19 protein-coding genes and 1 tRNA gene are annotated in these 23,662 nt (G+C 67.5%); 2 read left to right on the top strand and 18 right to left on the bottom strand.

Features of this window, described 5'->3' with window-relative positions:
- Positions 1–6: 6 nt before the first annotated feature.
- The 18 genes from rplC to P3G67_RS17450 all read right to left on the bottom strand — a co-directional run bounded on the left by rplC (position 7) and on the right by P3G67_RS17450 (position 20,983).
- Positions 7–651: a 50S ribosomal protein L3 gene (gene rplC / locus P3G67_RS17535; protein ID WP_269853738.1), complete on the bottom strand. Its 645-nt coding sequence runs from the start codon at positions 649–651 to the stop codon at positions 7–9.
- Between the two features lie 13 nt (positions 652–664).
- On the bottom strand, positions 665–973 hold the full coding sequence (rpsJ, locus tag P3G67_RS17530; protein WP_014144312.1) for a 30S ribosomal protein S10: 309 nt from the start codon (positions 971–973) through the stop codon (positions 665–667).
- A 524-nt stretch (positions 974–1,497) separates the two neighbouring features.
- A complete protein-coding gene (gene tuf, locus P3G67_RS17525) occupies positions 1,498–2,691 on the bottom strand; it encodes an elongation factor Tu (protein ID WP_269853739.1) in 1,194 nt (397 codons plus the stop codon).
- A 221-nt stretch (positions 2,692–2,912) separates the two neighbouring features.
- Positions 2,913–5,033, bottom strand: a complete 2,121-nt coding sequence (gene fusA, locus P3G67_RS17520; RefSeq protein ID WP_276094304.1) for an elongation factor G — start codon at positions 5,031–5,033, stop codon at positions 2,913–2,915.
- A gap of 38 nt (positions 5,034–5,071) precedes the next feature.
- Entirely contained in the window at positions 5,072–5,542 is a 471-nt protein-coding gene (rpsG, locus tag P3G67_RS17515; RefSeq protein ID WP_255930051.1) for a 30S ribosomal protein S7, read from the bottom strand.
- A 2-nt stretch (positions 5,543–5,544) separates the two neighbouring features.
- Positions 5,545–5,916, bottom strand: coding sequence for a 30S ribosomal protein S12 (gene rpsL, locus P3G67_RS17510; protein ID WP_269853741.1), 372 nt, complete (start codon positions 5,914–5,916; stop codon positions 5,545–5,547).
- Between the two features lie 380 nt (positions 5,917–6,296).
- Positions 6,297–6,815 (bottom strand): DUF1707 and DUF4190 domain-containing protein, encoded by a 519-nt coding sequence (locus tag P3G67_RS17505; protein ID WP_269853742.1) that lies wholly within the window; start codon positions 6,813–6,815, stop codon positions 6,297–6,299.
- 233 nt (positions 6,816–7,048) lie between these two features.
- Entirely contained in the window at positions 7,049–7,468 is a 420-nt protein-coding gene (locus P3G67_RS17500; protein WP_276094303.1) for a hypothetical protein, read from the bottom strand.
- Between the two features lie 290 nt (positions 7,469–7,758).
- Complete coding sequence (locus P3G67_RS17495) at positions 7,759–11,658, bottom strand: DNA-directed RNA polymerase subunit beta' (protein WP_276094302.1); 3,900 nt, start codon at positions 11,656–11,658, stop codon at positions 7,759–7,761.
- 97 nt (positions 11,659–11,755) lie between these two features.
- Entirely contained in the window at positions 11,756–15,241 is a 3,486-nt protein-coding gene (gene rpoB, locus P3G67_RS17490; protein WP_269853746.1) for a DNA-directed RNA polymerase subunit beta, read from the bottom strand.
- 636 nt (positions 15,242–15,877) lie between these two features.
- A complete protein-coding gene (gene rplL, locus P3G67_RS17485; RefSeq protein WP_269853747.1) occupies positions 15,878–16,267 on the bottom strand; it encodes a 50S ribosomal protein L7/L12 in 390 nt (129 codons plus the stop codon).
- 110 nt (positions 16,268–16,377) lie between these two features.
- Positions 16,378–16,908, bottom strand: coding sequence for a 50S ribosomal protein L10 (rplJ, locus tag P3G67_RS17480; protein WP_269853748.1), 531 nt, complete (start codon positions 16,906–16,908; stop codon positions 16,378–16,380).
- Positions 16,909–17,182: 274 nt separating this feature from the next.
- Positions 17,183–18,067 (bottom strand): hypothetical protein, encoded by an 885-nt coding sequence (locus P3G67_RS17475; RefSeq protein ID WP_276094301.1) that lies wholly within the window; start codon positions 18,065–18,067, stop codon positions 17,183–17,185.
- 125 nt (positions 18,068–18,192) lie between these two features.
- Positions 18,193–18,915 (bottom strand): 50S ribosomal protein L1, encoded by a 723-nt coding sequence (gene rplA / locus P3G67_RS17470; protein ID WP_269853750.1) that lies wholly within the window; start codon positions 18,913–18,915, stop codon positions 18,193–18,195.
- A 77-nt stretch (positions 18,916–18,992) separates the two neighbouring features.
- Positions 18,993–19,427 (bottom strand): 50S ribosomal protein L11, encoded by a 435-nt coding sequence (gene rplK / locus P3G67_RS17465; protein WP_269853751.1) that lies wholly within the window; start codon positions 19,425–19,427, stop codon positions 18,993–18,995.
- 152 nt (positions 19,428–19,579) lie between these two features.
- A complete protein-coding gene (nusG, locus tag P3G67_RS17460) occupies positions 19,580–20,416 on the bottom strand; it encodes a transcription termination/antitermination protein NusG (protein WP_269853752.1) in 837 nt (278 codons plus the stop codon).
- Between the two features lie 76 nt (positions 20,417–20,492).
- Positions 20,493–20,807 carry a preprotein translocase subunit SecE gene (gene secE / locus P3G67_RS17455; protein ID WP_391858281.1) on the bottom strand — a complete coding sequence of 105 codons (315 nt, stop codon included), beginning with the start codon at positions 20,805–20,807 and terminating at the stop codon, positions 20,493–20,495.
- A gap of 103 nt (positions 20,808–20,910) precedes the next feature.
- Positions 20,911–20,983, bottom strand: a tRNA-Trp gene (locus P3G67_RS17450).
- A gap of 225 nt (positions 20,984–21,208) precedes the next feature.
- On the opposite strand from P3G67_RS17450, the gene P3G67_RS17445 reads away from it, so the two are divergent.
- Together P3G67_RS17445 and P3G67_RS17440 are read left to right on the top strand one after the other, a co-directional pair.
- The gene (locus tag P3G67_RS17445; RefSeq protein WP_276094300.1) at positions 21,209–22,444 is read left to right on the top strand and encodes a pyridoxal phosphate-dependent aminotransferase; all 1,236 of its coding nucleotides are present in this window, start codon (positions 21,209–21,211) and stop codon (positions 22,442–22,444) included.
- Between the two features lie 199 nt (positions 22,445–22,643).
- Positions 22,644–23,657 carry an adenosine deaminase gene (locus tag P3G67_RS17440; RefSeq protein WP_276094299.1) on the top strand — a complete coding sequence of 338 codons (1,014 nt, stop codon included), beginning with the start codon at positions 22,644–22,646 and terminating at the stop codon, positions 23,655–23,657.
- The last annotated feature ends 5 nt before the right edge of the window (positions 23,658–23,662 follow it).

Below are 23,662 nucleotides of genomic sequence, written 5' to 3'. Positions count from 1 at the left end.
GTTACCTCAGGCCCCCTTGGCCGCGGTACGGACCAGGACGAGGCCGCCGTTCGGACCAGGAACCGCGCCCTTGATGAGCAGCAGGCCCTTCTCCGCGTCAACGGCGTGGACGGTCAGGTTCTGGGTGGTGACCCGCTCGTTGCCCATACGGCCTGCCATGCGCAGACCCTTGAACACACGGCCCGGGGTGGCGCAGCCACCGATGGAACCGGGCGAGCGGTGCTTGCGCTGGGTGCCGTGCCCGGCGCCGAGGCCACGGAAGTTGTGGCGCTTCATGACACCGGCGAAGCCCTTGCCCTTGCTCTTGCCGGTGACGTCGACCTTGACGCCGGCCTCGAACACGTCGGCGGTGATCTCCTGGCCGAGGGTGTACTCGCTGGCGTCGGCGGTGCGCAGCTCCACCAGGTGGCGGCGCGGCGTCACCTCAGCCTTGGCGAAGTGACCCTTGAGGGGCTTGTTGACCTTGCGCGGGTCGATCTCGCCGAAGGCGATCTGCACGGCCTCGTAGCCGTCGGTGTCGGCGGTGCGGACCTGGGTAACGACGCAGGGCCCGGCCTTGACCACGGTCACCGGGACGACACGGTTGTTCTCGTCCCAGACCTGGGTCATGCCGAGCTTCTCGCCCAGGACGCCCTTAATCTGCTTAGCCATCTCGCGCGTCACCTCAGAGCTTGATCTCGATGTCGACGCCGGCCGGCAGGTCGAGACGCATCAGCGAGTCAACCGTCTTCGGCGTGGGGTCGAGGATGTCGATGAGGCGCTTGTGCGTACGCATCTCGAAGTGCTCGCGCGAGTCCTTGTACTTGTGCGGCGACTTGATGACGCAGTACACGTTCTTCTCAGTGGGCAGCGGCACCGGGCCCGCGACCTGCGCACCAGTACGGGTCACCGTCTCGACGATCTTCTTCGCCGAGGAGTCGATGACCTCGTGGTCGTAGGCCTTGAGCCGGATGCGGATCTTCTGTCCCGCCATGGCTACTCCGTAGTCCTGTCTCTCGTAACGCTCTGGGACCCGGTGGCTGGCGCTTTCCCTGCGACTTCCCCGACCCACGCGGTCGGGCGTGTCGCGAGCCCTCTCACAGAAATCCACATGCGGGATCCCCGTTCGGGGGGTTTGGGGGAAAGACATCCACCGGGTGCCTGGCGAGTTCCGCGCTGACGCTTCCCGGAAGATTCCCGTACTTCCGCCCCTGACAAGGGGCGACGAGTACTGCGGGACTCGCTTCCAGTCCTCCCGACGGGAGGCGCGCAGCATCGGCACTCAACCGAGCAACCTGGCAAGTGTGCCATATCGCTGGCCACTCTGGCCAATCGGGCGGGGGTGCGCCTTGACGCTCCGCGTCGGGGATGGGGGAAGGGCCTTTCCGTGGCGGACCCCAGAACCCGTTTCCGTCGTCAAGCACCCGGATCCCCAGGGAAATTGACGGCGACGCCCCCGCGGGAAAACGCAAAACCCCGCACACCCGAAGGATGTGCGGGGCTCGCGTTAGCGCTGGGTCACTTGTTGATCTTGGTGACCTGGCCGGCGCCGACGGTCCGACCACCCTCACGGATGGCGAACTTCAGGCCCTCCTCCATGGCGACCGGCTGGATCAGCTGGACCGACATGGTGGTGTTGTCGCCCGGCATGACCATCTCGGTGCCCTCGGGGAGGGTCACAACGCCGGTCACGTCCGTGGTACGGAAGTAGAACTGCGGGCGGTAGTTGTTGAAGAACGGGGTGTGACGACCACCCTCGTCCTTCGACAGGATGTAGGCCTGGGCCTCGAACTCGGTGTGCGGGGTGACCGAGCCCGGCTTGATGATGACCTGGCCGCGCTCGACGTCCTCGCGCTTGATGCCGCGGAGCAGCAGACCGACGTTCTCACCGGCCTGGCCCTCGTCGAGCAGCTTGCGGAACATCTCGATGCCGGTGACCGTGGTGGTGGTCTTCTCCGGCTTGATGCCGATGATGTCGACGGTCTCGTTGACCTTGAGGACACCACGCTCGATACGGCCGGTGACGACCGTACCGCGACCGGTGATGGTGAAGACGTCCTCGATCGGCATCAGGAACGGCTTGTCGACGTCGCGCTCCGGCTGCGGGATCGCCTCGTCGACGGCGTTCATGAGGTTGAGGACCGACTCGCCCCACTCGGCGTCGCCCTCGAGCGCCTTGAGCGCCGAGACCTTGACGACCGGGACGTCGTCGCCCGGGAACTCGTACTCGGAGAGGAGCTCACGGACCTCGAGCTCGACGAGCTCCAGGATCTCCTCGTCGTCCACCATGTCGGCCTTGTTCAGGGCAACGACGATGTACGGAACGCCGACCTGGCGGGCCAGGAGCACGTGCTCCTTGGTCTGCGGCATCGGGCCGTCGGTGGCGGCGACCACCAGGATGGCGCCGTCCATCTGCGCCGCACCGGTGATCATGTTCTTGATGTAGTCCGCGTGACCCGGGCAGTCGACGTGCGCGTAGTGACGCGACTCGGTCTGGTACTCGACGTGCGCGATGGAGATGGTGATACCGCGCTGACGCTCCTCAGGAGCCTTGTCGATCTGATCGAACGCCGAGGCCTCGTTCAGGTCCGGGTACTTGTCGTGCAGCACCTTGGTGATCGCCGCGGTAAGGGTCGTCTTACCGTGGTCGATGTGACCGATGGTGCCGATGTTGACGTGCGGCTTAGTCCGCTCGAACTTCGCCTTCGCCACTGGGGTCCTCCTGTGGAGTGGTTCTGTACGCCTTACTTCATCGGCGCCAGGTGATCTTTGCCGGGTTGGTGAGGACCCCGAAGGGCCTGCTTACGTGTGCCAACCCGCGGATTAAGTGCCGGCTGCCGGGGCACCCGCCGCGTTCCTCACGGTTCGCGGCGGAATGCCCCGTACTGCCTGCCGTCAAGCCTAAGGCTTGTAGGACGTTGCGAGAACGTCGGCTACTCGCCCTTGGCCTTCGCGATGATCTCCTCGGCGACGTTCCGCGGAACCTCGGCGTAGGAGTCGAACTGCATGGAGTAGCTGGCCCGGCCGGAGGTCTTGCTGCGCAGGTCGCCGACGTAACCGAACATCTCCGAGAGCGGGACGAGACCCGTCACGAGCTTGGCGCCCGAACGCTCCTCCATGGCCTGGATCTGGCCACGCCGCGAGTTGAGGTCACCGACGACATCGCCCATGTAGTCCTCGGGCGTGGTCACCTCGACCTTCATCATCGGCTCGAGCAGGGCCGGGCTGGCCTTGCGGGCGGCCTCCTTGAAGGCCATCGAACCGGCGATCTTGAACGCGAGCTCGGAGGAGTCGACGTCGTGGTAGGCGCCGTCGAGCAGCGTCACCTTGACACCGGTCAGCGGGTAGCCCGCCAGCACACCGAACTCCATTGCCTCCTGGCAACCAGCGTCCACGGACGGGATGTACTCCCGCGGGATGCGGCCACCGGTGACGGCGTTGACGAACTCGTAGCCCTCACCCTCAAGCGGCTCGATGGTGATCTGGACCTTACCGAACTGGCCAGAACCACCCGTCTGCTTCTTGTGGGTGTAGTCGACCTTCTCGACCATCTTGCGGATGGTCTCGCGGTACGCCACCTGCGGCTTGCCGACGTTGGCCTCGACCTTGAACTCGCGCTTCATGCGGTCGACCAGCACGTCCAGGTGCAGCTCGCCCATGCCCGCGATGATGGTCTGGCCGGTCTCCTCGTCGGTGTGGACCTGGAAGGACGGGTCCTCCTCGGCGAGGCGCTGGATGGCGATACCCAGCTTCTCCTGGTCGCCCTTCGACTTCGGCTCGATGGCGACCTGGATGACCGGAGCGGGGAACTCCATCGACTCCAGGATCACCGGGTGGGCCGGGTCGCAGAGCGTCTCGCCCGTGGTGGTGTCCTTCAGGCCCATGACGGCGACGATGTCACCGGCGCCCACCGACGCGATCTCCTCACGCTTGTTGGCGTGCATGCGGTAGATCTTGCCGATGCGCTCCTTCTTGCCCTTGACGGAGTTCTGGACCTGAGTACCAGTCTCCAGGCGGCCCGAGTACACCCGGACGAAGGTGAGCTTGCCGAGGTGCGGGTCGCTCATGATCTTGAACGCCAGGGCGGACAGCGGCTCGTCCACGGACGGCTTGCGGGCGATGACCTCGTCGGCGTCCTTCACCGAGTGGCCCTCGATCGCCTCGACGTCCAGCGGCGCGGGGAGGTAACGCACCACCGCGTCGAGCAGCGGCTGAACACCCTTGTTCTTGAAAGCGGTTCCGCAGAACACCGGAGTGACGGTGACGCCGTCGCTCTTGCCGGAGTTGATGGTGATGCGGCGGATCGCCGCGATCAGCTGCTCCTCGGAGGGCTCCTGGCCCTCCAGGTACAGCTCCATCATCTCCTCGTCGTTCTCGGCCACGGCCTCCAGCAGCTTGCCGCGCCACTCGTTGGCGGCATCGACGTGCGTGTCCGGGATGTCGACGGTGTCGTACATCTCGCCCTTGGCGGCCTCGGCGGACCAGACCAGGGCCTTCATGCGGACCAGGTCGATGACGCCCTTGAAGTCGGCCTCGGCACCGATCGGCAGCTGCATGACCAGCGGCACCGCGCCCAGCCGGTCGACGATCATGTCGACGCAGCGGTGGAACTCGGCACCGACGCGGTCCAGCTTGTTGACGAAGCAGATGCGCGGCACGCCGTAGCGGTCCGCCTGACGCCAAACGGTCTCGGACTGCGGCTCGACACCGGCGACACCGTCGAACACCGTGACGGCACCGTCGAGGACGCGCAGCGAACGCTCCACCTCGACGGTGAAGTCGACGTGGCCCGGGGTGTCGATGATGTTGATGGTGTGGTCGACCTCGTCGACCTTCCAGTGACAGGTCGTCGCGGCCGACGTGATGGTGATGCCGCGCTCCTGCTCCTGCTCCATCCAGTCCATGGTGGCAGCGCCGTCGTGGACTTCACCGATCTTGTACGAGACACCGGTGTAGAACAGGATCCGCTCGGTGGTCGTCGTCTTGCCCGCGTCGATGTGGGCCATGATCCCGATGTTGCGGACCTTGGCCAGGTCAAGTGAAGTGGTGGCCATATGGCTCAGTCTTCTCTCGGTTCTCGATGGGGTTGCGACTACCAGCGGTAGTGCGCGAAGGCCTTGTTGGACTCGGCCATCTTGTGGGTGTCCTCACGGCGCTTGACGGAGGCGCCAAGACCGTTCGAGGCGTCGAGCAGCTCGTTCATGAGGCGCTCGGTCATGGTCTTCTCGCGACGGGCGCGGGAGTAACCGACCAGCCAACGCAGCGCCAGCGTGGAGGAACGCGCGGGGCGGACCTCGACCGGCACCTGGTAGGTGGCGCCACCGACGCGGCGGCTGCGGACCTCAAGGGTGGGCTTGACGTTCTCAAGCGCGCGCTTGAGGGTGATGACCGGGTCGTTGCCGGTCTTCTCGCGCAGGCCCTCCATGGCGCCGTAGACGATGCGCTCGGCGGTGGAGCGCTTGCCGTTCAGCAGCACCTTGTTGATGAGGGAGGTCACCAGAGGAGAGTTGTAGACCGGGTCGATGATGACCGGGCGCTTCGGGGCGGGGCCCTTACGAGGCATTCTTACTTCTCCTTCTTGGCGCCGTAGCGGCTGCGAGCCTGCTTGCGGTTCTTGACGCCCTGAGTGTCGAGGGAGCCGCGGATGATCTTGTAGCGAACACCCGGCAGGTCCTTCACACGACCGCCACGCACGAGCACGATGGAGTGCTCCTGCAGGTTGTGGCCCTCACCCGGAATGTAAGCGGTGACCTCGATCCCGCTGGTCAGACGCACACGCGCGACCTTACGCAGGGCCGAGTTCGGCTTCTTCGGGGTGGTCGTGTAGACACGCGTGCAGACGCCACGGCGCTGCGGGGAACCCTGCAGTGCGGGCGTCTTGTTCTTCTCGACCTTGTCCTGCCGGCCCTTGCGGACCAGCTGCTGGATCGTAGGCACCGTTTCTCCGGTTTCTGTGTGCCAGTCTCGTTAAAGCTAACCCGAGGCGTTCTGCTGGGCCACAAGCGCTGATCACCGCCACTTTTCCCGACCCACGCGGTCGGGTGTGTCGGAGGCTCCGCGCATACCCGCTGGGCGGGCACAGGCTTCACATCTCTTGGATGTCGCAGTTTCGGAATTCCGTGCGGACTGAGAGCACGCACAAGAACCCGGGGACACCCCAGGCACAAGGTCAGAGCGTACCTAGCGCATCGGCTCCGGTCAAAACAAATGCACACGCGTAGGACAGGCCGGGCCGCGCGGACGTTGACGCCACGGTAGTGGCCCCGTCGCGGTCAGGGAAGGGAGCGGATCCGGCCGGGCGGCACAGCGCTGCCGGCTCAGCCCGCGGCGATGCCCAGCAGGATGATCAGCGTCCAGAACGAGGCCACCAGCCAGCCCAGCACCAGCCCGGTCGTCGCCATGGCTTCGCCGCCCTCACCGGTGGCGCGGAGCTGTGCCCGTGCCCGGTGCCCCAGCACGATCGCCGGGACCGCGGGCACCGCCAGGACGACCCCGGCGAGGCCGCAGATCAGCGAGGCCGCCGCCAGCCCGTTCGTCGGCCGTGGCGGCGCCGGCAGGAAGGTCGGGGGCAGCGATGGCGCCCGCTGCGGCACGGCCGTGGGCATCGGCATCGGCACCGGCCCCTGCGGCAGGTCGGCGACCAGGCCGCCCAACTCGCCGTAGGTCAGCGCGCGGTAGGCCGCCGCCACCCGCTGCTCGTACTCCTGCTGGCCCAGGCGCCCTTCGGCGAACGCGGCCTTGAGCACGTCCACCGTGCGCTCCCGGTCGGCGTGCGAGGCGCGCATGCCCGAGGCCGGGCCGTTGTCCCAGGGCTGCAGCCCTCCGTAGTGCGCCATCCGCCCGCGTACCTCCCCCACTGATAGGGACCATGCTCCCCGGCTAGGGATCGTGCCCCCATAGTGCTTGACGCGGCGGCGGCGCGTGGAGTTCCGCGTGAATCGCCTCCCGCGGGGTTTGTGGATCCTTCCGGGGCTACGCCCCCAAGTCCCGGCATCCGCAGGGGATTTCGGCGCCAATGGCCTCCGTCGAGGTTGGGTCCTCCCTGGGCCGCGCGCCCCACCCCCTGGAGCTACGCCCCCAGAGCCCCGAGCCGCCGGCTCTCCACCCGGCCCGGTGCCGCCGCCGTCACGGTTTTGAACTCCCCCTGGGCAGTGGCCATCCAGAACCGCTCCCCCACCCCGGTCACCGCGACCGGCAGACTGCGCCGCCGCAACGGCCCGCCGCCCTCGAACGCCACCGCGGGCGCTCTCCCATCCGCCCCCGTCCTCCCCCAGGCCAGCGCCCAGGCCGCCCCCCGCTGCCGCCCGCGCAGCGCGCCGAGCAGCAGCCCGCTGAACGCGGTGTCCACGTAGACGCCCAACACCCCTTCCCCGTCGAGGAGTTCGACCGCGGCCCGCCCCCGGGTGCCCAGTGCCGGACGGAGGGCGAGTCCGCCGTACGCCCTGGCCGTGCCCGACGACTCCACGAGTTCGAGCTGATGCCCCATCATGTCCCCCCGTACCTCACCAGAACCTTCGTTGATCAGCCTCCACCCCGGAAGTCGCCCGGCGGATCGTCCCCAGGTACCGTCCGTCCCACGGGAGCCCTAGGGAATCCCCGGGCCCCTGGACCACCCGCCCCCGTTGGCCTGGATGGTCTTCCGAAAGGTCGCCGCCGTGGCGGTGAAGGTGGCCGCGCGCTTCTCCTGCCTCGGCGCGGTGCTGGTGATCGCAAAAGGGCGGCCCGCCCCCTCCGAAGAGGGGGCGGGCCGCCCTTTGACGGTCCCTCGCCAGGAGGCGACTACGCGTTGTACGGCCCGTAGTCGTAGTCCTCCAGCGGAACGGCCTGGCCGGAGCCGGTGCCGAACGGCGAGTAGTCGATGTCGTCGTAGCCGACGGCCGAGTACATGGCGGCCTTGGCCTCCTCGGTCGGCTCCACCCGGATGTTGCGGTAGCGGGACAGACCCGTACCGGCCGGGATGAGCTTACCGAGGATGACGTTCTCCTTGAGGCCCAGCAGGGAGTCCGACTTGGCGTGGATCGCCGCGTCGGTGAGCACCCGGGTCGTCTCCTGGAAGGAGGCGGCCGACAGCCAGGACTCCGTGGCCAGCGAGGCCTTGGTGATACCCATCAGCTGCGGGCGGCCGGAGGCGGGGTGACCACCCTCGGCGACCACACGGCGGTTCTCCTGCTCGAAGCGACCGCGCTCGACCAGCTCGCCGGGCAGCAGCTCCGCGTCGCCCGACTCGATGATCGTCACCCGGCGCAGCATCTGCCGGATGATGATCTCGATGTGCTTGTCGTGGATCGACACACCCTGCGAGGTGAAGACCTTCTGGACCTCGCCCAGCAGGTGGATCTGGACGGCGCGCTGGCCGAGGATCCGCAGCACGTCGTGCGGGTTCTCGGTACCGGCCATCAGCTTCTGGCCGACCGTGACGTGGTCGCCCTCGTCCACCAGCAGGCGGCCACGCTTCGAGACCGCGTAGGCGATCTCGTCGCTGCCGTCGTCCGGGGTGATGACGATCTTGCGGGTCTTCTCGGTCTCCTCGATCCGGACCCGGCCCTCGGCCTCGCTGATCGGGGCCAGACCCTTCGGGGTACGGGCCTCGAAGAGCTCGACCACACGCGGCAGACCCTTGGTGATGTCGTCACCGGCCACACCACCGGTGTGGAAGGTACGCATCGTCAGCTGGGTACCGGGCTCACCGATCGACTGGGCGGCGATGATGCCGACCGCCTCGCCGATGTCCACCAGCTTGCCGGTGGCCAGCGAACGGCCGTAGCACATCGCGCAGGTGCCGACGGCGGACTCGCAGGTGAGGATCGAGCGGGTCTTGACCGTCTCGACACCGTGCAGGATCAGCTGGTCGATGAGCACGTCGCCGAGGTCGGTACCGGCCGGGGCCAGCACCTTTCCGTCGACCACGATGTCCTCGGCCAGGCTGCGCGCGTACACGCTGGTCTCGACGCCGGCCGCCTTGCGCAGCACGCCGTCCTCGCCGCGCTCGGCGATGGCCAGCTTCAGGCCGCGCTCGGTGCCGCAGTCCTCCTCGCGGATGATCACGTCCTGCGAGACGTCCACCAGACGACGGGTCAGGTAACCCGAGTCGGCGGTACGCAGCGCGGTGTCCGCGAGACCCTTACGGGCACCGTGGGTGGAGATGAAGTACTCCAGCACGGTGAGACCCTCACGGAACGACGCCTTGATGGGCCGCGGGATGGTCTCGTTCTTCGCGTTGGACACCAGACCACGCATACCCGCGATCTGACGCATCTGCATCATGTTTCCACGAGCACCCGAGTCGACCATCATGAAGATCGGGTTGGTCCTCGGGAAGTTCTCGTTCATGGCCTCGGCGACCTCGTTGGTCGCCTTGGTCCAGATCGCGATGAGCTCCTGGGACCGCTCTTCCTTGGTGATCAGGCCGCGCTCGTACTGCTTCTGGACCTTCTCGTCCTGCGCCTCGTAGCCCGCGAGGATGGTCTTCTTGGCCTCCGGGACGACCACGTCGGAGATCGCGACGGTGACACCGGACCGGGTCGCCCAGTGGAAACCGGCCGACTTCAGGTTGTCCAGCGTCGCCGCGACGACGACCTTCGGGTAGCGCTCGGCGAGGTCGTTGACGATCTCGGAGAGCTGCTTCTTGCCCACCGAGTAGTCCACGAACGGGTAGTCCTCGGGCAGCAGCTCGTTGAACAGCGCCCGGCCCAGCGTGGTGGTCAGACGGAACGGGTCACCCTGCTGCCACTCCGGCTCGCCCTCCTCGGCGGGCGGCGGGGTCCAGCCACGCGGCGGGACGGTGCCGACCGGGAAGCGGATGTCCACCTTGGCCTGGAGCGACAGCTCGCGGGCGTCGAGCGCCATGATGGCCTCGGCGACCGAGCCGAACGCCCGGCCCTCGCCCTTGACCTCGCGCTCCTCGGAGTCCGTGGTGAGGAAGAACAGACCCAGGACCATGTCCTGCGTCGGCATCGTCACCGGACGGCCGTCGGCGGGCTTGAGGATGTTGTTCGAGGACAGCATCAGGATGCGGGCCTCGGCCTGCGCCTCCGCGGACAGCGGCAGGTGCACGGCCATCTGGTCACCGTCGAAGTCCGCGTTGAACGCGGTGCACACGAGCGGGTGGATCTGGATGGCCTTGCCCTCGACCAGCTGCGGCTCGAACGCCTGGATACCCAGACGGTGCAGGGTCGGCGCACGGTTCAGCAGCACCGGGTGCTCGGCGATGACCTCTTCCAGCACGTCGTACACGACGGTGCGGCCACGCTCGACCATGCGCTTGGCCGACTTGATGTTCTGCGCGTGGTTGAGGTCGACCAGCCGCTTCATCACGAACGGCTTGAACAGCTCCAGCGCCATGGCCTTGGGCAGACCGCACTGGTGCAGCTTGAGCTGCGGGCCGACGACGATGACGGAACGGGCCGAGTAGTCGACACGCTTACCGAGCAGGTTCTGCCGGAAGCGGCCCTGCTTGCCCTTCAGCATGTCGCTGAGGGACTTCAGCGGACGGTTGCCCGGGCCGGTGACCGGACGGCCGCGGCGGCCGTTGTCGAACAGCGCGTCGACGGCCTCCTGGAGCATCCGCTTCTCGTTGTTCACGATGATCTCGGGGGCACCGAGGTCAAGGAGACGCTTGAGGCGGTTGTTCCGGTTGATCACACGGCGGTACAGGTCGTTCAGGTCGGAGGTCGCGAAGCGGCCACCGTCCAGCTGCACCATCGGGCGCAGGTCCGGCGGGATCACCGGGACGCAGTCCAGCACCATGCCGTTGGGGCTGTTGCGGGTCTGCAGGAACGCGGAGACGACCTTGAGGCGCTTGAGCGCACGGGTCTTCTTCTGGCCCTTGCCGGTCCGGATGATCTCGCGGAGCTTCTCGGCCTCCTCCTCCAGGTCGAAGGACTCCAGGCGCTTCTGCAGCGCCGCGGCGCCCATGCCGCCCATGAAGTAGGTGCCGAAGCGGTCGCGCAGCTCGCGGTAGAGCAGCTCGTCGCCCTCCAGGTCCTGGACCTTGAGGGACTTGAAGCGGCTCCACACCTCGTCGAGGCGGTCGATCTCGCGCTGCGCACGGTCACGCAGCTGCTTCATCTCGCGCTCGGCGCCCTCGCGCACCTTGCGGCGCACGTCGGCCTTGGCGCCCTCGGCCTCCAGCTCCGCCAGGTCGGCCTCAAGCTTCTTCTGGCGGGCCTCGACGTCGGCGTCACGGCGCTGCTCGACCTGCTGGCGCTCGACGGAGACCTGGGCCTCCAGCGACGGCAGGTCGCGGGTGCGGCGCTCCTCGTCCACCCACGTGATCATGTAGGCGGCGAAGTAGATGACCTTCTCCAGGTCCTTCGGCGCCAGGTCCAGCAGGTAGCCCAGGCGCGACGGGACGCCCTTGAAGTACCAGATGTGCGTGACGGGCGCGGCCAGCTCGATGTGGCCCATCCGCTCACGACGCACCTTGGCGCGAGTCACCTCGACACCGCAGCGCTCACAGATGATGCCCTTGAAGCGGAAACGCTTGTACTTGCCGCAGTAGCACTCCCAGTCCCGGGTCGGACCGAAGATCTTCTCGCAGAAGAGTCCGTCCTTTTCGGGCTTGAGGGTGCGGTAGTTAATGGTCTCCGGCTTCTTTACCTCGCCGTGCGACCACTGACGGATGTCGTCCGCGGTGGCCAGGCCGATCCGCAGCTCGTCGAAGAAGTTGACGTCGAGCACTGGTCGTCAATCCCTCTTTCGGGGTCGAGTGTCAAACATGGTCTGAACGGGTCCGGGGAGAGCCGGGGGCCCTGTGGTGAGGCCCCCGGCCAACCCGTCAGACCTCTTCGACGCTGCTCGGCTCGCGCCGGGACAGGTCGATACCGAGTTCCTCCGCAGCGCGGAAGACATCCTCGTCGGTGTCACGCATTTCGATGGACATACCGTCGCTGGACAGCACCTCCACGTTCAGGCAGAGCGACTGCATTTCCTTGATGAGCACCTTGAAGGACTCGGGAATGCCGGGCTCGGGGATGTTCTCGCCCTTGACGATGGCCTCGTAGACCTTCACACGACCGAGAACGTCGTCGGACTTGATGGTCAGCAGCTCCTGGAGGGCGTAAGCGGCGCCGTAAGCCTCCAGCGCCCACACCTCCATCTCACCGAAGCGCTGGCCACCGAACTGGGCCTTACCACCCAGCGGCTGCTGGGTGATCATCGAGTACGGACCGGTGGACCGGGCGTGCAGCTTGTCGTCCACCAGGTGGTGCAGCTTCAGGATGTACATGTAGCCGACGGAGATCGGCGCCGGGAACGGCTCGCCGGAGCGGCCGTCGAACAGCCGGGCCTTACCCGAGGGCAGCACCATCCGGTCGCCGTCGCGGTTCGGGATCGTCGACTCGAACAGACCGGCGATCTCGTCCTCACGGGCACCGTCGAAGACCGGGGTGGCCACGTTGGTGCCGGGCTCGACCCGGTCGGCCTCGATGACCTGCAGCCGGCGCGCCCACTCCTCGGCGATGCCGGAGACGTCCCAGCCCTGCTTGGCCAGCCAGCCCAGGTGGATCTCCAGGACCTGTCCCGGGTTCATTCGGGACGGCACACCCAGCGGGTTGAGGATGATGTCGACCGGCGTGCCGTCCTCCAGGAACGGCATGTCCTCGACCGGGAGGATCTTGGAGATGACACCCTTGTTGCCGTGCCGGCCGGCGAGCTTGTCGCCGTCGGTGATCTTGCGCTTCTGCGCCACGTAGACGCGGACCAGCTGGTTCACGCCCGGCGGCAGCTCGTCGCCCTCCTCGCGGTCGAAGACGCGCACGCCGATGACCTTGCCGGTCTCACCGTGCGGCACCTTCAGCGAGGTGTCACGGACCTCACGGGCCTTCTCACCGAAGATCGCGCGCAGCAGGCGCTCCTCCGGGGTCAGCTCGGTCTCGCCCTTCGGGGTGACCTTGCCGACCAGGATGTCGCCCGCGACGACCTCGGCACCGATGCGGATGATGCCGCGCTCGTCGAGGTCGGCCAGGACCTCCTCGGAGACGTTCGGGATGTCCCGGGTGATCTCCTCGGGGCCGAGCTTGGTGTCACGGGCGTCGACCTCGTGCTCCTCGATGTGGATCGAGGAGAGGACGTCGTCCTGCACGAGGCGCTGCGAAAGGATGATCGCGTCCTCGTAGTTGTGGCCCTCCCACGGCATGAACGCCACGAGCAGGTTCTTGCCGAGCGCCATCTCACCCTGGTCGGTGGACGGGCCGTCGGCGAGCACCTGGCCGGCGACCACGCGGGCGCCGTCGTCCACGACGACCTTCTGGTTGAAGGAGGTGCCCTGGTTGGAGCGGTTGAACTTGGCGACCCGGTACGTGGTGTACGTGCCGTCGTCGTTGGCGACGGTGACGTAGTCCGCGGAGACCTCCTGGACCACACCGTCCTTCTCGGCGGTGATCACGTCACCGGCGTCGACCGCGGCGCGGTACTCGATGCCGGTACCCACCAGCGGCGACTCGGCCTTGAGCAGCGGCACCGCCTGGCGCATCATGTTCGAACCCATGAGCGCGCGGTTGGCGTCGTCGTGCTCCAGGAACGGGATCATGGCGGTCGCGACCGACACCATCTGGCGCGGCGAGACGTCCATGTAGTCCACGTCCTGCGACGGCACCAGGTCGACCTCACCGCCACGGCGGCGGACCAGCACACGGCCCTCGGCGAAGGTGCCCTCCTCGGTCAGCGCGGCGTTCGCCTGCGCGATGAGGTAGCGGTCCTCCTCGTCGGCGGTCAGGTAGTGCACCTCTTCGGTGACCCGGCCGTCCTCCACCTTGCGGTACGGGGTCTCGATGAAGCCGAACGCGTTGACCCGGCCGTACGAGGCGAGCGAACCGATCAGACCGATGTTCGGGCCTTCCGGCGTCTCGATCGGGCACATACGGCCGTAGTGCGACGGGTGCACGTCACGGACGTCAAGACCGGCCCGCTCACGGGACAGACCGCCCGGACCCAGCGCCGACAGACGGCGCTTGTGGGTCAGACCCGACAGCGGGTTGGTCTGGTCCATGAACTGGGACAGCTGGCTGGTGCCGAAGAACTCCTTGATGGAGGCGACGACCGGCCGGATGTTGATCAGGGTCTGCGGCGTGATCGCCTCGACGTCCTGGGTGGTCATCCGCTCGCGGACGACACGCTCCATACGAGCCAGACCGGTGCGGACCTGGTTCTGGATCAGCTCGCCGACGTTGCGCAGACGGCGGTTGCCGAAGTGGTCGATGTCGTCCACCTCGACCGGGATGGTCTCGCCGTCCGTGGAGACCGTCTCGGTCTCACCGGCGTGCAGCTTGACCAGGTACTTGATGGTGGCGATGACGTCGTCGGTGGTCAGCACACCGGCGTCCAGCGGCTGCTCGGCGCCGAGCTTCTTGTTGACCTTGTAGCGGCCGACCTTCGCCAGGTCGTAGCGCTTCGGGTTGAAGTAGAGGTTCTCCAGCAGGGTCTGGGCGGCCTCGCGCGTCGGCGGCTCGCCCGGACGCAGCTTGCGGTAGATGTCGAGCAGCGCGTCGTCCTGGCCCTGGGTGTGGTCCTTCTCCAGGGTGGCGCGCATCGACTCGTACTCGCCGAACTCCTCCAGGATCTGCTCGGTGGTCCAACCGAGCGCCTTCAGGAGTACGGTCACGGACTGCTTGCGCTTGCGGTCGATGCGTACACCGACCATGTCGCGCTTGTCGATCTCCATCTCCAGCCAGGCACCCCGGGACGGGATGATCTTGGCGGTGAAGATGTCCTTGTCGGAGGTCTTGTCGATGGTGCTGTCGAAGTACACACCGGGCGAGCGGACCAGCTGGGAGACCACGACACGCTCGGTGCCGTTGATGCAGAAGGTGCCCTTGTTGGTCATGAGCGGGAAGTCGCCCATGAAGACCGTCTGGGACTTGATCTCACCGGTCTCGTTGTTGGTGAACTCGGCGGTGACGAACAGCGGAGCCGCGTACGTGAAGTCGCGCTCCTTGCACTCGTCGATCGAGTTCTTCGGAGGCTCGAAGCGGTGGTCGCGGAAGGTCAGCGACATCGACCCGGAGAAGTCCTCAATCGGGGAGATCTCCTCGAAGATCTCCTCCAGACCGGACTTGGTCGGCACATCCTGCCCGTTGTCGAGAGCCGCCTCGACACGAGCCTTCCATGCGGCATTGCCGAGCAGCCAATCGAAGCTCTCGGTTTGCAACGCTAGAAGGTTCGGAACCTCAAGCGGCTCCTTGATCTTCGCGAAGGAGATGCGCAGCGGGGCGGTGCTTGCGCCGTTGTTCGTATTGGCAGTCGAGGCGTTGCGCGAGGCGGCCAAGAGGGGGTCCTTCCGAGGGCTCGGACTCACTACGCGCGTACCGGTCCACCCCTGGGCACACCGGTGACATCCTGGTCGTGGACATCTCCGCTTTTTCGTGCTCAGACTCGGGCTCGCCGCTGGTGACGGGCCAGGCGGCAGCTAACAGGCAGCGCAAAGGGTCAGTGTAGCCACTCGGCACACTGATGTCCAGAGCAGAGATTCGGAGACCGAATCTTCTCCCCCTCGTCATCCATAGGCCCGGCCGTGGCCGGGCACTACTCCTTGGATCCCGCCTACTTGGATCCTGTCTGGGTCCTGCTGGGTGCTGCGCTCGACCTCAGTCATTCCCGCATCGTCCGCGATCCATGCCTCGACACCCGGACCGACATCACGACGCGTCCTGAGAATTGCGCGCTGCGTCCGGTTCGTCAAGGCCCCCGCCCCTCGGAGATCCTCACATCGGACCCCACGACGGACCCTCGCGGCGGGACTCGGCGAACCAGCGAAGATCACCATACCCGGGTCCGCCGACAACGGCGCGGAACCAGGTGCCCGTCGAGCGGAAGACCGCAGGGCGGCCACCCGAAAGGGTGGCCGCCCTGCGGCTGATCAGCCCCTCGAAAGGGGCACACACGGCCTGCGCCGTGTTGGGCCTTACTTGACCTCGACGGAGGCGCCAGCGGCCTTGAGGGCCTCGGCAGCCTTGTCCGCGGCCTCCTTGGTGGCCTTCTCCAGGACCGGCTTCGGGGTGCCGTCGACCAGGTCCTTGGCCTCCTTCAGGCCGAGCGAGGTCAGCTCACGCACGACCTTGATGACCTGGATCTTCTTGTCGCCGGCGCCGGTGAGGATGACGTCGAACTCGTCCTTCTCCTCCTCCTGCGCGGCCTCGGCGCCACCGGCGGCACCGCCAGCCATGACGACGGGCGCGGCAGCGGCGGCGGTGACGTCGAACTTCTCCTCGAAGGCGGAGACGAACTCGGCCAGCTCGATGAGGGTCATCTCCTCGAACTGCGACAGCAGCTCGTCCTTGGTCAGCTTCGCCATGATGGCGGGTCCTTCCACTAAGTCGGCAGGTGCCGGATGTACATGTCGGCGGGCGTGCGGCCCGCTACGACCAGCGCGCTCGGGCGGCGCTGGTCAATGCGCGAGCCGAATTACTCGGCACCGCCCTGCTCGGCCTGCTTGGCGCGCAGCGCGTCCACGGTGCGGACGAGCTTCGACGGCAGCGCCTGGAAGAGGGAGGCAGCCTGGGACTGCTTGCCCTTCATGGCACCGGCCAGCTTGCTGAGCAGCACCTCGCGGGACTCGAGGTCCGCGAGCTTCTTGATCTCGTCGGCGGACAGCGCCTTGCCCTCAAGGACACCGCCCTTGATCACGAGCGCGGGGTTGTCCTTGGCGAAGTCACGAAGCGTCTTCGCCGACGTCACCGGGTCACCGGTGACGAAGGTGATCGCCGTCGAACCCATGAACAGGTCGTCGAGCGTGGTGATCCCGGCCTCGTTGGCCGCGATCTTGGTCAGCGTGTTCTTGGCCACGCTGTACTGGGCGTCCTCACCGAGCGAACGACGCAGCTGCCTGAGCTGCGCCACGGTGAGACCGGTGTACTCGGTGAGCACAGCGGCGTTGGAGTTGCGGAACTTGTCCGTCAGCTCGGCAACCGCGGCAGCCTTGTCGGGCCTCGCCATGAGCCTCGGCCTCCTTCCGGGTGATTGCGGACCGCACGGAAGGGGCTTCGAACGTACAAACGCCCCGGCGCAGGGGCGCACGGGGCGTGGCTCGACCGGACATGGTCCGGGAGCTGGTCCTCAAACACACCTGCGCGGGCCGTCCGCATCTAGCGGATCCTTCGGTCACCATGCCCGGATATGGGCACGACGACGACCAGCGGTCTCTGGCTTCTGGATGAGAGTACGCGAGTGCCGCTCCGGGAGGCAAATCGCCTCCCGGCGGGGGCCCCGGTCAGTTCCCGAGGTTCTGCGCCTGCTTGGTGATGTCGGCGACGTCGGTGGTCTGCGATGCCGGGGGCGGGGTGACGTTCACCTTCACCCCGTAGTCGGAGTAGTAGATCTCCTGCCGGATGTTGGACGTCGGGGTGTGCACCTGCTCAAGCTTCTTCACCAGCAGGTTGTCCCCGTTGACCCAGATGTCGATCTGGTCGGAGGTCACCCCGTCGTCGTGCAGCTGCTGCTTCAACTGGTTCTGCTCGGTCCGGCTCAGGCCGGGAGTGGTGTCCGCGGCGAGCTTCCCGGCGTCCACCAGGCCCGAGTAGTGCGTCGTCTCGACTCCGCGGACGGTCTCCTTGCCGACCACCTTGACGTCGCCGCTGGCGATCAGCATCAGCACCGTCTGGTTGGGGCTGCCGCTCTGCATCTGCTGGCGTATGGCCTTGCCGTTGGCGCCCTGCTTGTCCAACTCGGCGTAGGGGTACTGCAGCCAGTGGTCGCCGCCCGACTTGCCGCCCATCCGCATGTACAGGGCGTCCTTGGTGTATCGAGCCTCGTTCATGCCCATGGCGCCCGCGACCGAGCCCCCCTCCGGGGTGATCGTCACGTCGCCTTGGTAGCCGTCCGACCAGTCCACCGCACCCGACTGGTGCGTCTTACCCAACTGCCCCTGGTCGATCTCGGCGTCCACCTTGGCTGAATGGGCCTTGTCCGTGCTGCTCTTGACCTTCAGCAGGTCGCTGATGGCCGAGGCGATCACCGGCTGCTGCTGGCCGCCGGACGGCGCACCGGCCTGCCGGGCGCCGGTGTTGGACTTGCCGCCGCCGCAGGCCGAGACGGTGCCCAGTGCGGCGACGACGGCAACTGCCGTGGCGGCGTTGCGTAGTTGGGTGCTGCGCATGCTGCTTCTCCCCCATGATCGATGTGCGGCAAGAACGCTAGCGCATGCCACTGACAACACGACCGGACCCCCGGTCGCCCGTGGTGACACGGGTGACCGGGGGTCCGGAAGCGGTGCGCCGCGGATCAGACGGCGGCGGCGTCCTCCTCGGCGAGGAGGTTACGGGTGCGGTTCGGGTCGACCGGAACGCCGGGGCCCATCGTGGTGCTGATGGCGGCCTTCTTGATGTAGCGGCCCTTGGCGGCCGACGGCTTCAGACGGAGGATCTCGTCCAGCGCCGCGGCGTAGTTCTCGACCAGCTGCTGCTCACCGAACGACGCCTTGCCGATGATGAAGTGCAGGTTCGAGTGCTTGTCGACGCGGAACTCGATCTTGCCGCCCTTGATGTCGGTCACGGCCTTGGCCACGTCCGGCGTCACGGTGCCGGTCTTCGGGTTCGGCATCAGACCACGCGGACCGAGCACCCGGCCCAGGCGGCCGACCTTGCCCATCAGGTCCGGGGTGGCGACGACGGCGTCGAAGTCCAGGCGGCCCTTGGCGACCTCGTCGATCAGTTCGTCGGAGCCGACGATGTCGGCGCCCGCGGCTTCCGCGGCCGCAGCACGGTCACCGGTCGCGAAGACCAGGACCCGGGCGGTCTTACCGGTGCCGTGCGGAAGGTTCACGGTGCCGCGGACCATCTGGTCGGCCTTGCGCGGGTCAACGCCCAGACGCATGGCGACCTCGACGGTCGAGTCGAACTTGGTGGTGGAGGTCTCCTTGGCGAGACGGACGGCCTCAAGCGGGGCGTACAGCCGCTCCCGGTCGATCTTGGCGTCCGCAGCCTTGAGGTTCTTGCTGCGCTTCACTGCTGCTCCTACGAGTTAATGGGAGTCGTGGTACGGGCCAGCGCTGGCCCTGCCACGGAAGACCTACGAGTGGTCGATCAGCCCTCGACCGTGACGCCCATGGAACGGGCGGTGCCGAGGATGATCTTCTCGGCGGCGTCCAGGTCGTTGGCGTTCAGGTCGGGCATCTTGGTGGTGGCGATGTCGCGGACCTGGGCGCGGGTGATCTTCGCGACCTTGGTCTTGTGCGGCTCGCCGGAGCCCTTGTCCACACCCGCGGCCTTGAGGATCAGCTTGGCGGCCGGCGGAGTCTTGGTGATGAAGGTGAAGGAGCGGTCTTCGTAGACCGTGATCTCCACCGGCACGACCATGCCACGCTGCGACTCGGTCGCGGCGTTGTAGGCCTTGCAGAACTCCATGATGTTGACGCCGTGCTGACCCAGCGCGGGGCCGACCGGCGGAGCCGGGTTGGCCGCACCAGCCTGGATCTGGAGCTTGATCAGCCCCGTGACCTTCTTCTTCTTGGGAGGCATTGCTCTCTCCGGGTCCTAGTCGAGAGTGTTTATGCCTGCTGACAGGCATACCGAGCCACGATAACGGGTAGCCCGGCGAAACAGGAAATTGGGGCCCGAGGCGATGCCTCGGGCCCCACAGGGCATGGGGGACGATCCCCCCGCGCCCTACCTCAGTTCTTCTGGATCTGGTCGAAGGACAGCTCGACCGGGGTCTCCCGGCCGAAGATCTCCACCAGGCCCTTGACCTTCTTGGAGTCGGCGTTGATCTCGTTGATCGTCGCCTGGAGGGTCGCGAACGGGCCGTCGGTCACCGTCACGGAGTCGCCGACCTCGAAGTCCAGCACCTGGACCTCGACCTTCTTCTTCGGCGCGGCCTCGCCGCCCTCGGCGGTCGCGGCGGCCTGCTCCTCGACCTCCGGCGCGAGCATCTTGACGACCTCGTCCAGGGTCAGCGGGTACGGGTCGTAGGCGTTGCCCACGAAGCCGGTGACACCGGGGGTGTTGCGGACGACGCCCCAGGACTCGTTGGTCAGGTCCATGCGGACCAGCACGTAACCGGGGAGCTTGTTCTGCTTCACGGTACGGCGGTCGCCGTTCTTGATCTGGACGACTTCTTCCTGCGGCACCTCGGCCTGGTAGATGTAGTCCTCGACGTTCAGCGAGACGGCACGCTGCTCCAGGTTGGACTTCACGCGGTTCTCGTAGCCGGCGTAGGTGTGGATGACGTACCACTCGCCGGGCTGGCTGCGGAGCTCCTCGCGGAACGCGGCGACCGGGTCGACCGGCTCCTCGGCGATCTCCTCGTCAGCTACCTCGTGCAGCGCGGCCTCTTCGGCGGGCACACCGGCTTCCGCGTCCTCGGCGTCGAGCTCGTCGGTCTCGTCGACCGCCTCGACGATCTCGCGTTCGGTGTCGTCGCCCTCGACCTCGGCCGAAACGGCAGCGTCAACGTCGGCCTTCGCCGCCGCTGCGGTCTCATCGGCGTCGTACAGGTTCGGGTCAGACACGATGGCTGCTTCTTCCTGACTTCAAAGGGTTGAACATGCGAACAGGCGCCCCGCTCGGGCGCCCTCCGCGGGGTTGTTAACCGAAGACGTACTTAATGAGTTCGGTAAATCCCCAGTCAATCACAGTCACGATGCCGATCATCACAGCAACGAAGGCGATCACCACGGTGGTGTACGACATGAGGTCGCTGCGGCTGGGCCAGACGACCTTGCGCAGTTCGGCGATGACCTGCCGGTAGAACAGGCCCATACGCGCGAAGGGGCCCTTCTTGCCGCGCTTGCCGCCGCGCTTCTTCTTCGCCTGCGAGTCCAGAGCGCCTTCGGTGGCGTCCGTGGGCCGACCACTTTCAGGCGTCGCGGTGGAGCCAGTGGAGCCAATGGCTTCCGTCACTCGGTCCTCACCTGAATCCGGGTCATGGCCGCGCCGCGTCCGGCCCGGCCAGGTGCGTTCTTACGTACGTACGTGCACGCACCCTGGTGATGAATGCGTGTAGCAGGGCCGGAGGGACTTGAACCCCCAACCGCTGGTTTTGGAGACCAGTGCTCTACCAATTGAGCTACGACCCTTTGGTTCCCCCAACGTACCGCACCCGAACCACCGCACAGAGTGCGCGGCCCGGGTCTGCCCTCGGAGGTCACGAGGGATGAGTGTACGTGTTCAGGGCCCGGCCGTCGAACGAGCAAGGCCGAGCGGGTCGTTCCGGCCACCGTCGGCACCGCCGCCGCACGAGTTGACGGGCCCATCCGAAACCACCGTGCCACCCCCGGTACCGGTCTGCGACGATGGCAGCCATGACCGCTACTTCCCCCGAAACGTCTCCCACCGACCGACGGGTCTCGGCCCGCATCGGCGCGATCTCCGAGTCCGCGACCCTCGCCGTGGACGCCAAGGCGAAGGCGCTCAAGGCCGCCGGACGCCCGGTCATCGGATTCGGCGCGGGCGAGCCGGACTTCCCGACGCCCGACTACATCGTCGACGCGGCGGCCAAGGCCTGCCACGACCCCAAGTACCACCGCTACAGCCCCGCGGGCGGCCTGCCCGAGCTCAGGCAGGCCATCGCCGCCAAGACCCTGCGCGACTCCGGTTACGAGGTCGACGCCTCCCAGGTGCTGGTCACCAACGGCGGCAAGCAGGCGATCTACGAGGCCTTCGCCGCGATCCTGGACCCGGGCGACGAGGTGATCGTCCCGACGCCGTACTGGACCACCTACCCGGAGTCGATCCGGCTGTCCGGCGGCGTTCCGGTGGAGGTGGTGGCCGACGAGACCACTGGCTACCGGGTCAGCGTCGAGCAACTGGAGGCGGCCCGCACCCCGAACACCAAGGTGCTGCTGTTCGTCTCGCCCTCGAACCCGACCGGCGCGGTCTACTCGCGCGAGCAGGTCGAGGAGATCGGCCGCTGGGCCGCCGAGAAGGGCCTGTGGGTCCTCACCGACGAGATCTACGAGCACCTGGTGTACGGCGAGGCGCGGTTCTCGTCGCTGCCGGTGGTCGTCCCCGAGCTGCGGGACAAGTGCATCGTGGTCAACGGCGTCGCCAAGACCTACGCGATGACCGGTTGGCGGGTCGGCTGGCTGATCGGCCCGAAGGACGTCGTCAAGGCGGCCACCAACCTGCAGTCGCACGCCACCTCGAACGTGTCCAACGTCGCACAGGTCGCCGCGCTGGCGGCGGTCTCCGGTGACCTGGACGCGGTCGCGACGATGCGCGAGGCCTTCGACCGGCGGCGCCGGACGATGGTGCGGATGCTCAACGAGATCAACGGCGTCGTCTGCCCGGAGCCGGAGGGCGCGTTCTACGCGTACCCGTCGGTCAAGGGCCTGCTCGGCAAGGAGATCCGCGGCAAGCGCCCGCAGACCTCGGTCGACCTGGCGGCCCTGATCCTGGAAGAGGTCGAGGTCGCGGTGGTCCCCGGTGAGGCCTTCGGCACCCCCGGCTACCTGCGCCTGTCCTACGCCCTGGGCGACGAGGACCTGGTGGAGGGCATCTCCCGCGTGCAGAAGCTCCTGGGCGAGGCCCGCGACTGACACGGTTACGCCCACCCGTCCCGCCCGCCCCGCTTGTGGGCGGCAGCCCCGCGGGGTCGGGGTACTCCCAGCGGTAGCCGGGGGGAGGGTGGGCACCACCGGCCCCCGGGTCGCATCCGCCCGGGGGGCGGAGCGGGCGAAGCCCCCGAAATCGGCAAAACGGTTCCCCCGGCGGTGGCCGCTGCGGCAGGATCCTGGGATGGCGCGCGACGTATCCCAACTGCCGAAGGCACACCTGCACCTCCACTTCACCGGCTCCATGCGACCCGGCACCCTGCTGGAGCTCGCCGACAAGTACGGCGTCCACCTGCCTGACGCCCTCACCGCGGCGGAGCCGCCCAAGCTGCGCGCCACCGATGAGCGCGGCTGGTTCCGCTTCCAGCGGCTGTACGACATCGCGCGCTCTGTGCTGCGCAGTCCCGAGGACATCCAGCGGCTGGTCCGCGAGGCCGCCGAGGAGGACGTACGGGAAGGCTCCGGCTGGCTGGAGATCCAGGTCGACCCCACCTCGTACGCCCCCCGGCTGGGCGGCCTGATCCCGGCCCTGGAGATCATCCTGGACGCGGTGGAGACGGCCTCGCGGGAGACCGGCCTCGGCATGGCGGTGCTGGTCGCCGCCAACCGTACGAAGCACCCGCTGGACGCCCGTACCCTGGCCCGCCTCGCGGTACGGTACGCGGACCGCGGGGTGGTCGGCTTCGGGCTGAGCAACGACGAGCGGCGCGGCCTGGCAAGGGACTTCGACCGCGCCTTCGCCATCGCGCGGGACGGCGGGCTGCTGGCGGCGCCGCACGGCGGCGAGCTGGCCGGGCCGTACAGCGTGCGGGACTGCCTGGACGACCTGCGCGCCGAGCGCATCGGCCACGGCGTACGGGCCGCCGAGGACCCACGGCTGCTGGCCAGGCTCGCGGAACGGCAGATCACCTGTGAGGTGTGCCCGTCGTCCAACGTGGCCCTGGGCGTCTACGCGAACCAGCGGGACGTACCGCTGCGGACGCTCTACGAGGCGGGCGTCCCGGTAGCGCTGGGCGCGGACGACCCGCTGCTGTTCGGCTCCCGGCTGGCCGCCCAGTACGAACTCGCCCGCTCCGCGCACGGTTTCACCGACGAGCAGCTGGCCGACCTGGCGAGCCAGTCGGTACGCGGCTCAAGGGCGCCGCGGGAGGTCCAGGAGCGCCTGCTGTCGGGCGTCAAGGAGTGGCTGGCGTCATAGGCGCC

The sequence above is a fragment of the Streptomyces silvisoli genome (genome assembly GCF_029269905.1).
GTDB classification, from domain to species: domain Bacteria; phylum Actinomycetota; class Actinomycetes; order Streptomycetales; family Streptomycetaceae; genus Streptantibioticus_A; species Streptantibioticus_A silvisoli_A.
The sequence above is the reverse complement of the archived record's forward strand: the minus strand, read 5'-3'. Positions and strand labels throughout refer to the sequence as shown.

Bases quoted from the DNA above. Each gene is read 5' to 3' on its own strand.
- rplC (WP_269853738.1), bottom strand. From the start codon at position 651: ATGGCTAAGCAGATTAAGGGCGTCCTGGGCGAGAAGCTCGGCATGACC.
- rpsJ (WP_014144312.1), bottom strand. From the start codon at position 973: ATGGCGGGACAGAAGATCCGCATCCGGCTCAAGGCCTACGACCACGAG.
- fusA (WP_276094304.1), bottom strand. From the start codon at position 5,033: ATGGCCACCACTTCACTTGACCTGGCCAAGGTCCGCAACATCGGGATC.
- rpsG (WP_255930051.1), bottom strand. From the start codon at position 5,542: ATGCCTCGTAAGGGCCCCGCCCCGAAGCGCCCGGTCATCATCGACCCG.
- P3G67_RS17505 (WP_269853742.1), bottom strand. From the start codon at position 6,815: ATGGCGCACTACGGAGGGCTGCAGCCCTGGGACAACGGCCCGGCCTCG.
- P3G67_RS17500 (WP_276094303.1), bottom strand. From the start codon at position 7,468: ATGATGGGGCATCAGCTCGAACTCGTGGAGTCGTCGGGCACGGCCAGG.
- rplL (WP_269853747.1), bottom strand. From the start codon at position 16,267: ATGGCGAAGCTGACCAAGGACGAGCTGCTGTCGCAGTTCGAGGAGATG.
- rplJ (WP_269853748.1), bottom strand. From the start codon at position 16,908: ATGGCGAGGCCCGACAAGGCTGCCGCGGTTGCCGAGCTGACGGACAAG.
- P3G67_RS17475 (WP_276094301.1), bottom strand. From the start codon at position 18,067: ATGCGCAGCACCCAACTACGCAACGCCGCCACGGCAGTTGCCGTCGTC.
- rplK (WP_269853751.1), bottom strand. From the start codon at position 19,427: ATGCCTCCCAAGAAGAAGAAGGTCACGGGGCTGATCAAGCTCCAGATC.
- P3G67_RS17445 (WP_276094300.1), top strand. From the start codon at position 21,209: ATGACCGCTACTTCCCCCGAAACGTCTCCCACCGACCGACGGGTCTCG.
- P3G67_RS17440 (WP_276094299.1), top strand. From the start codon at position 22,644: ATGGCGCGCGACGTATCCCAACTGCCGAAGGCACACCTGCACCTCCAC.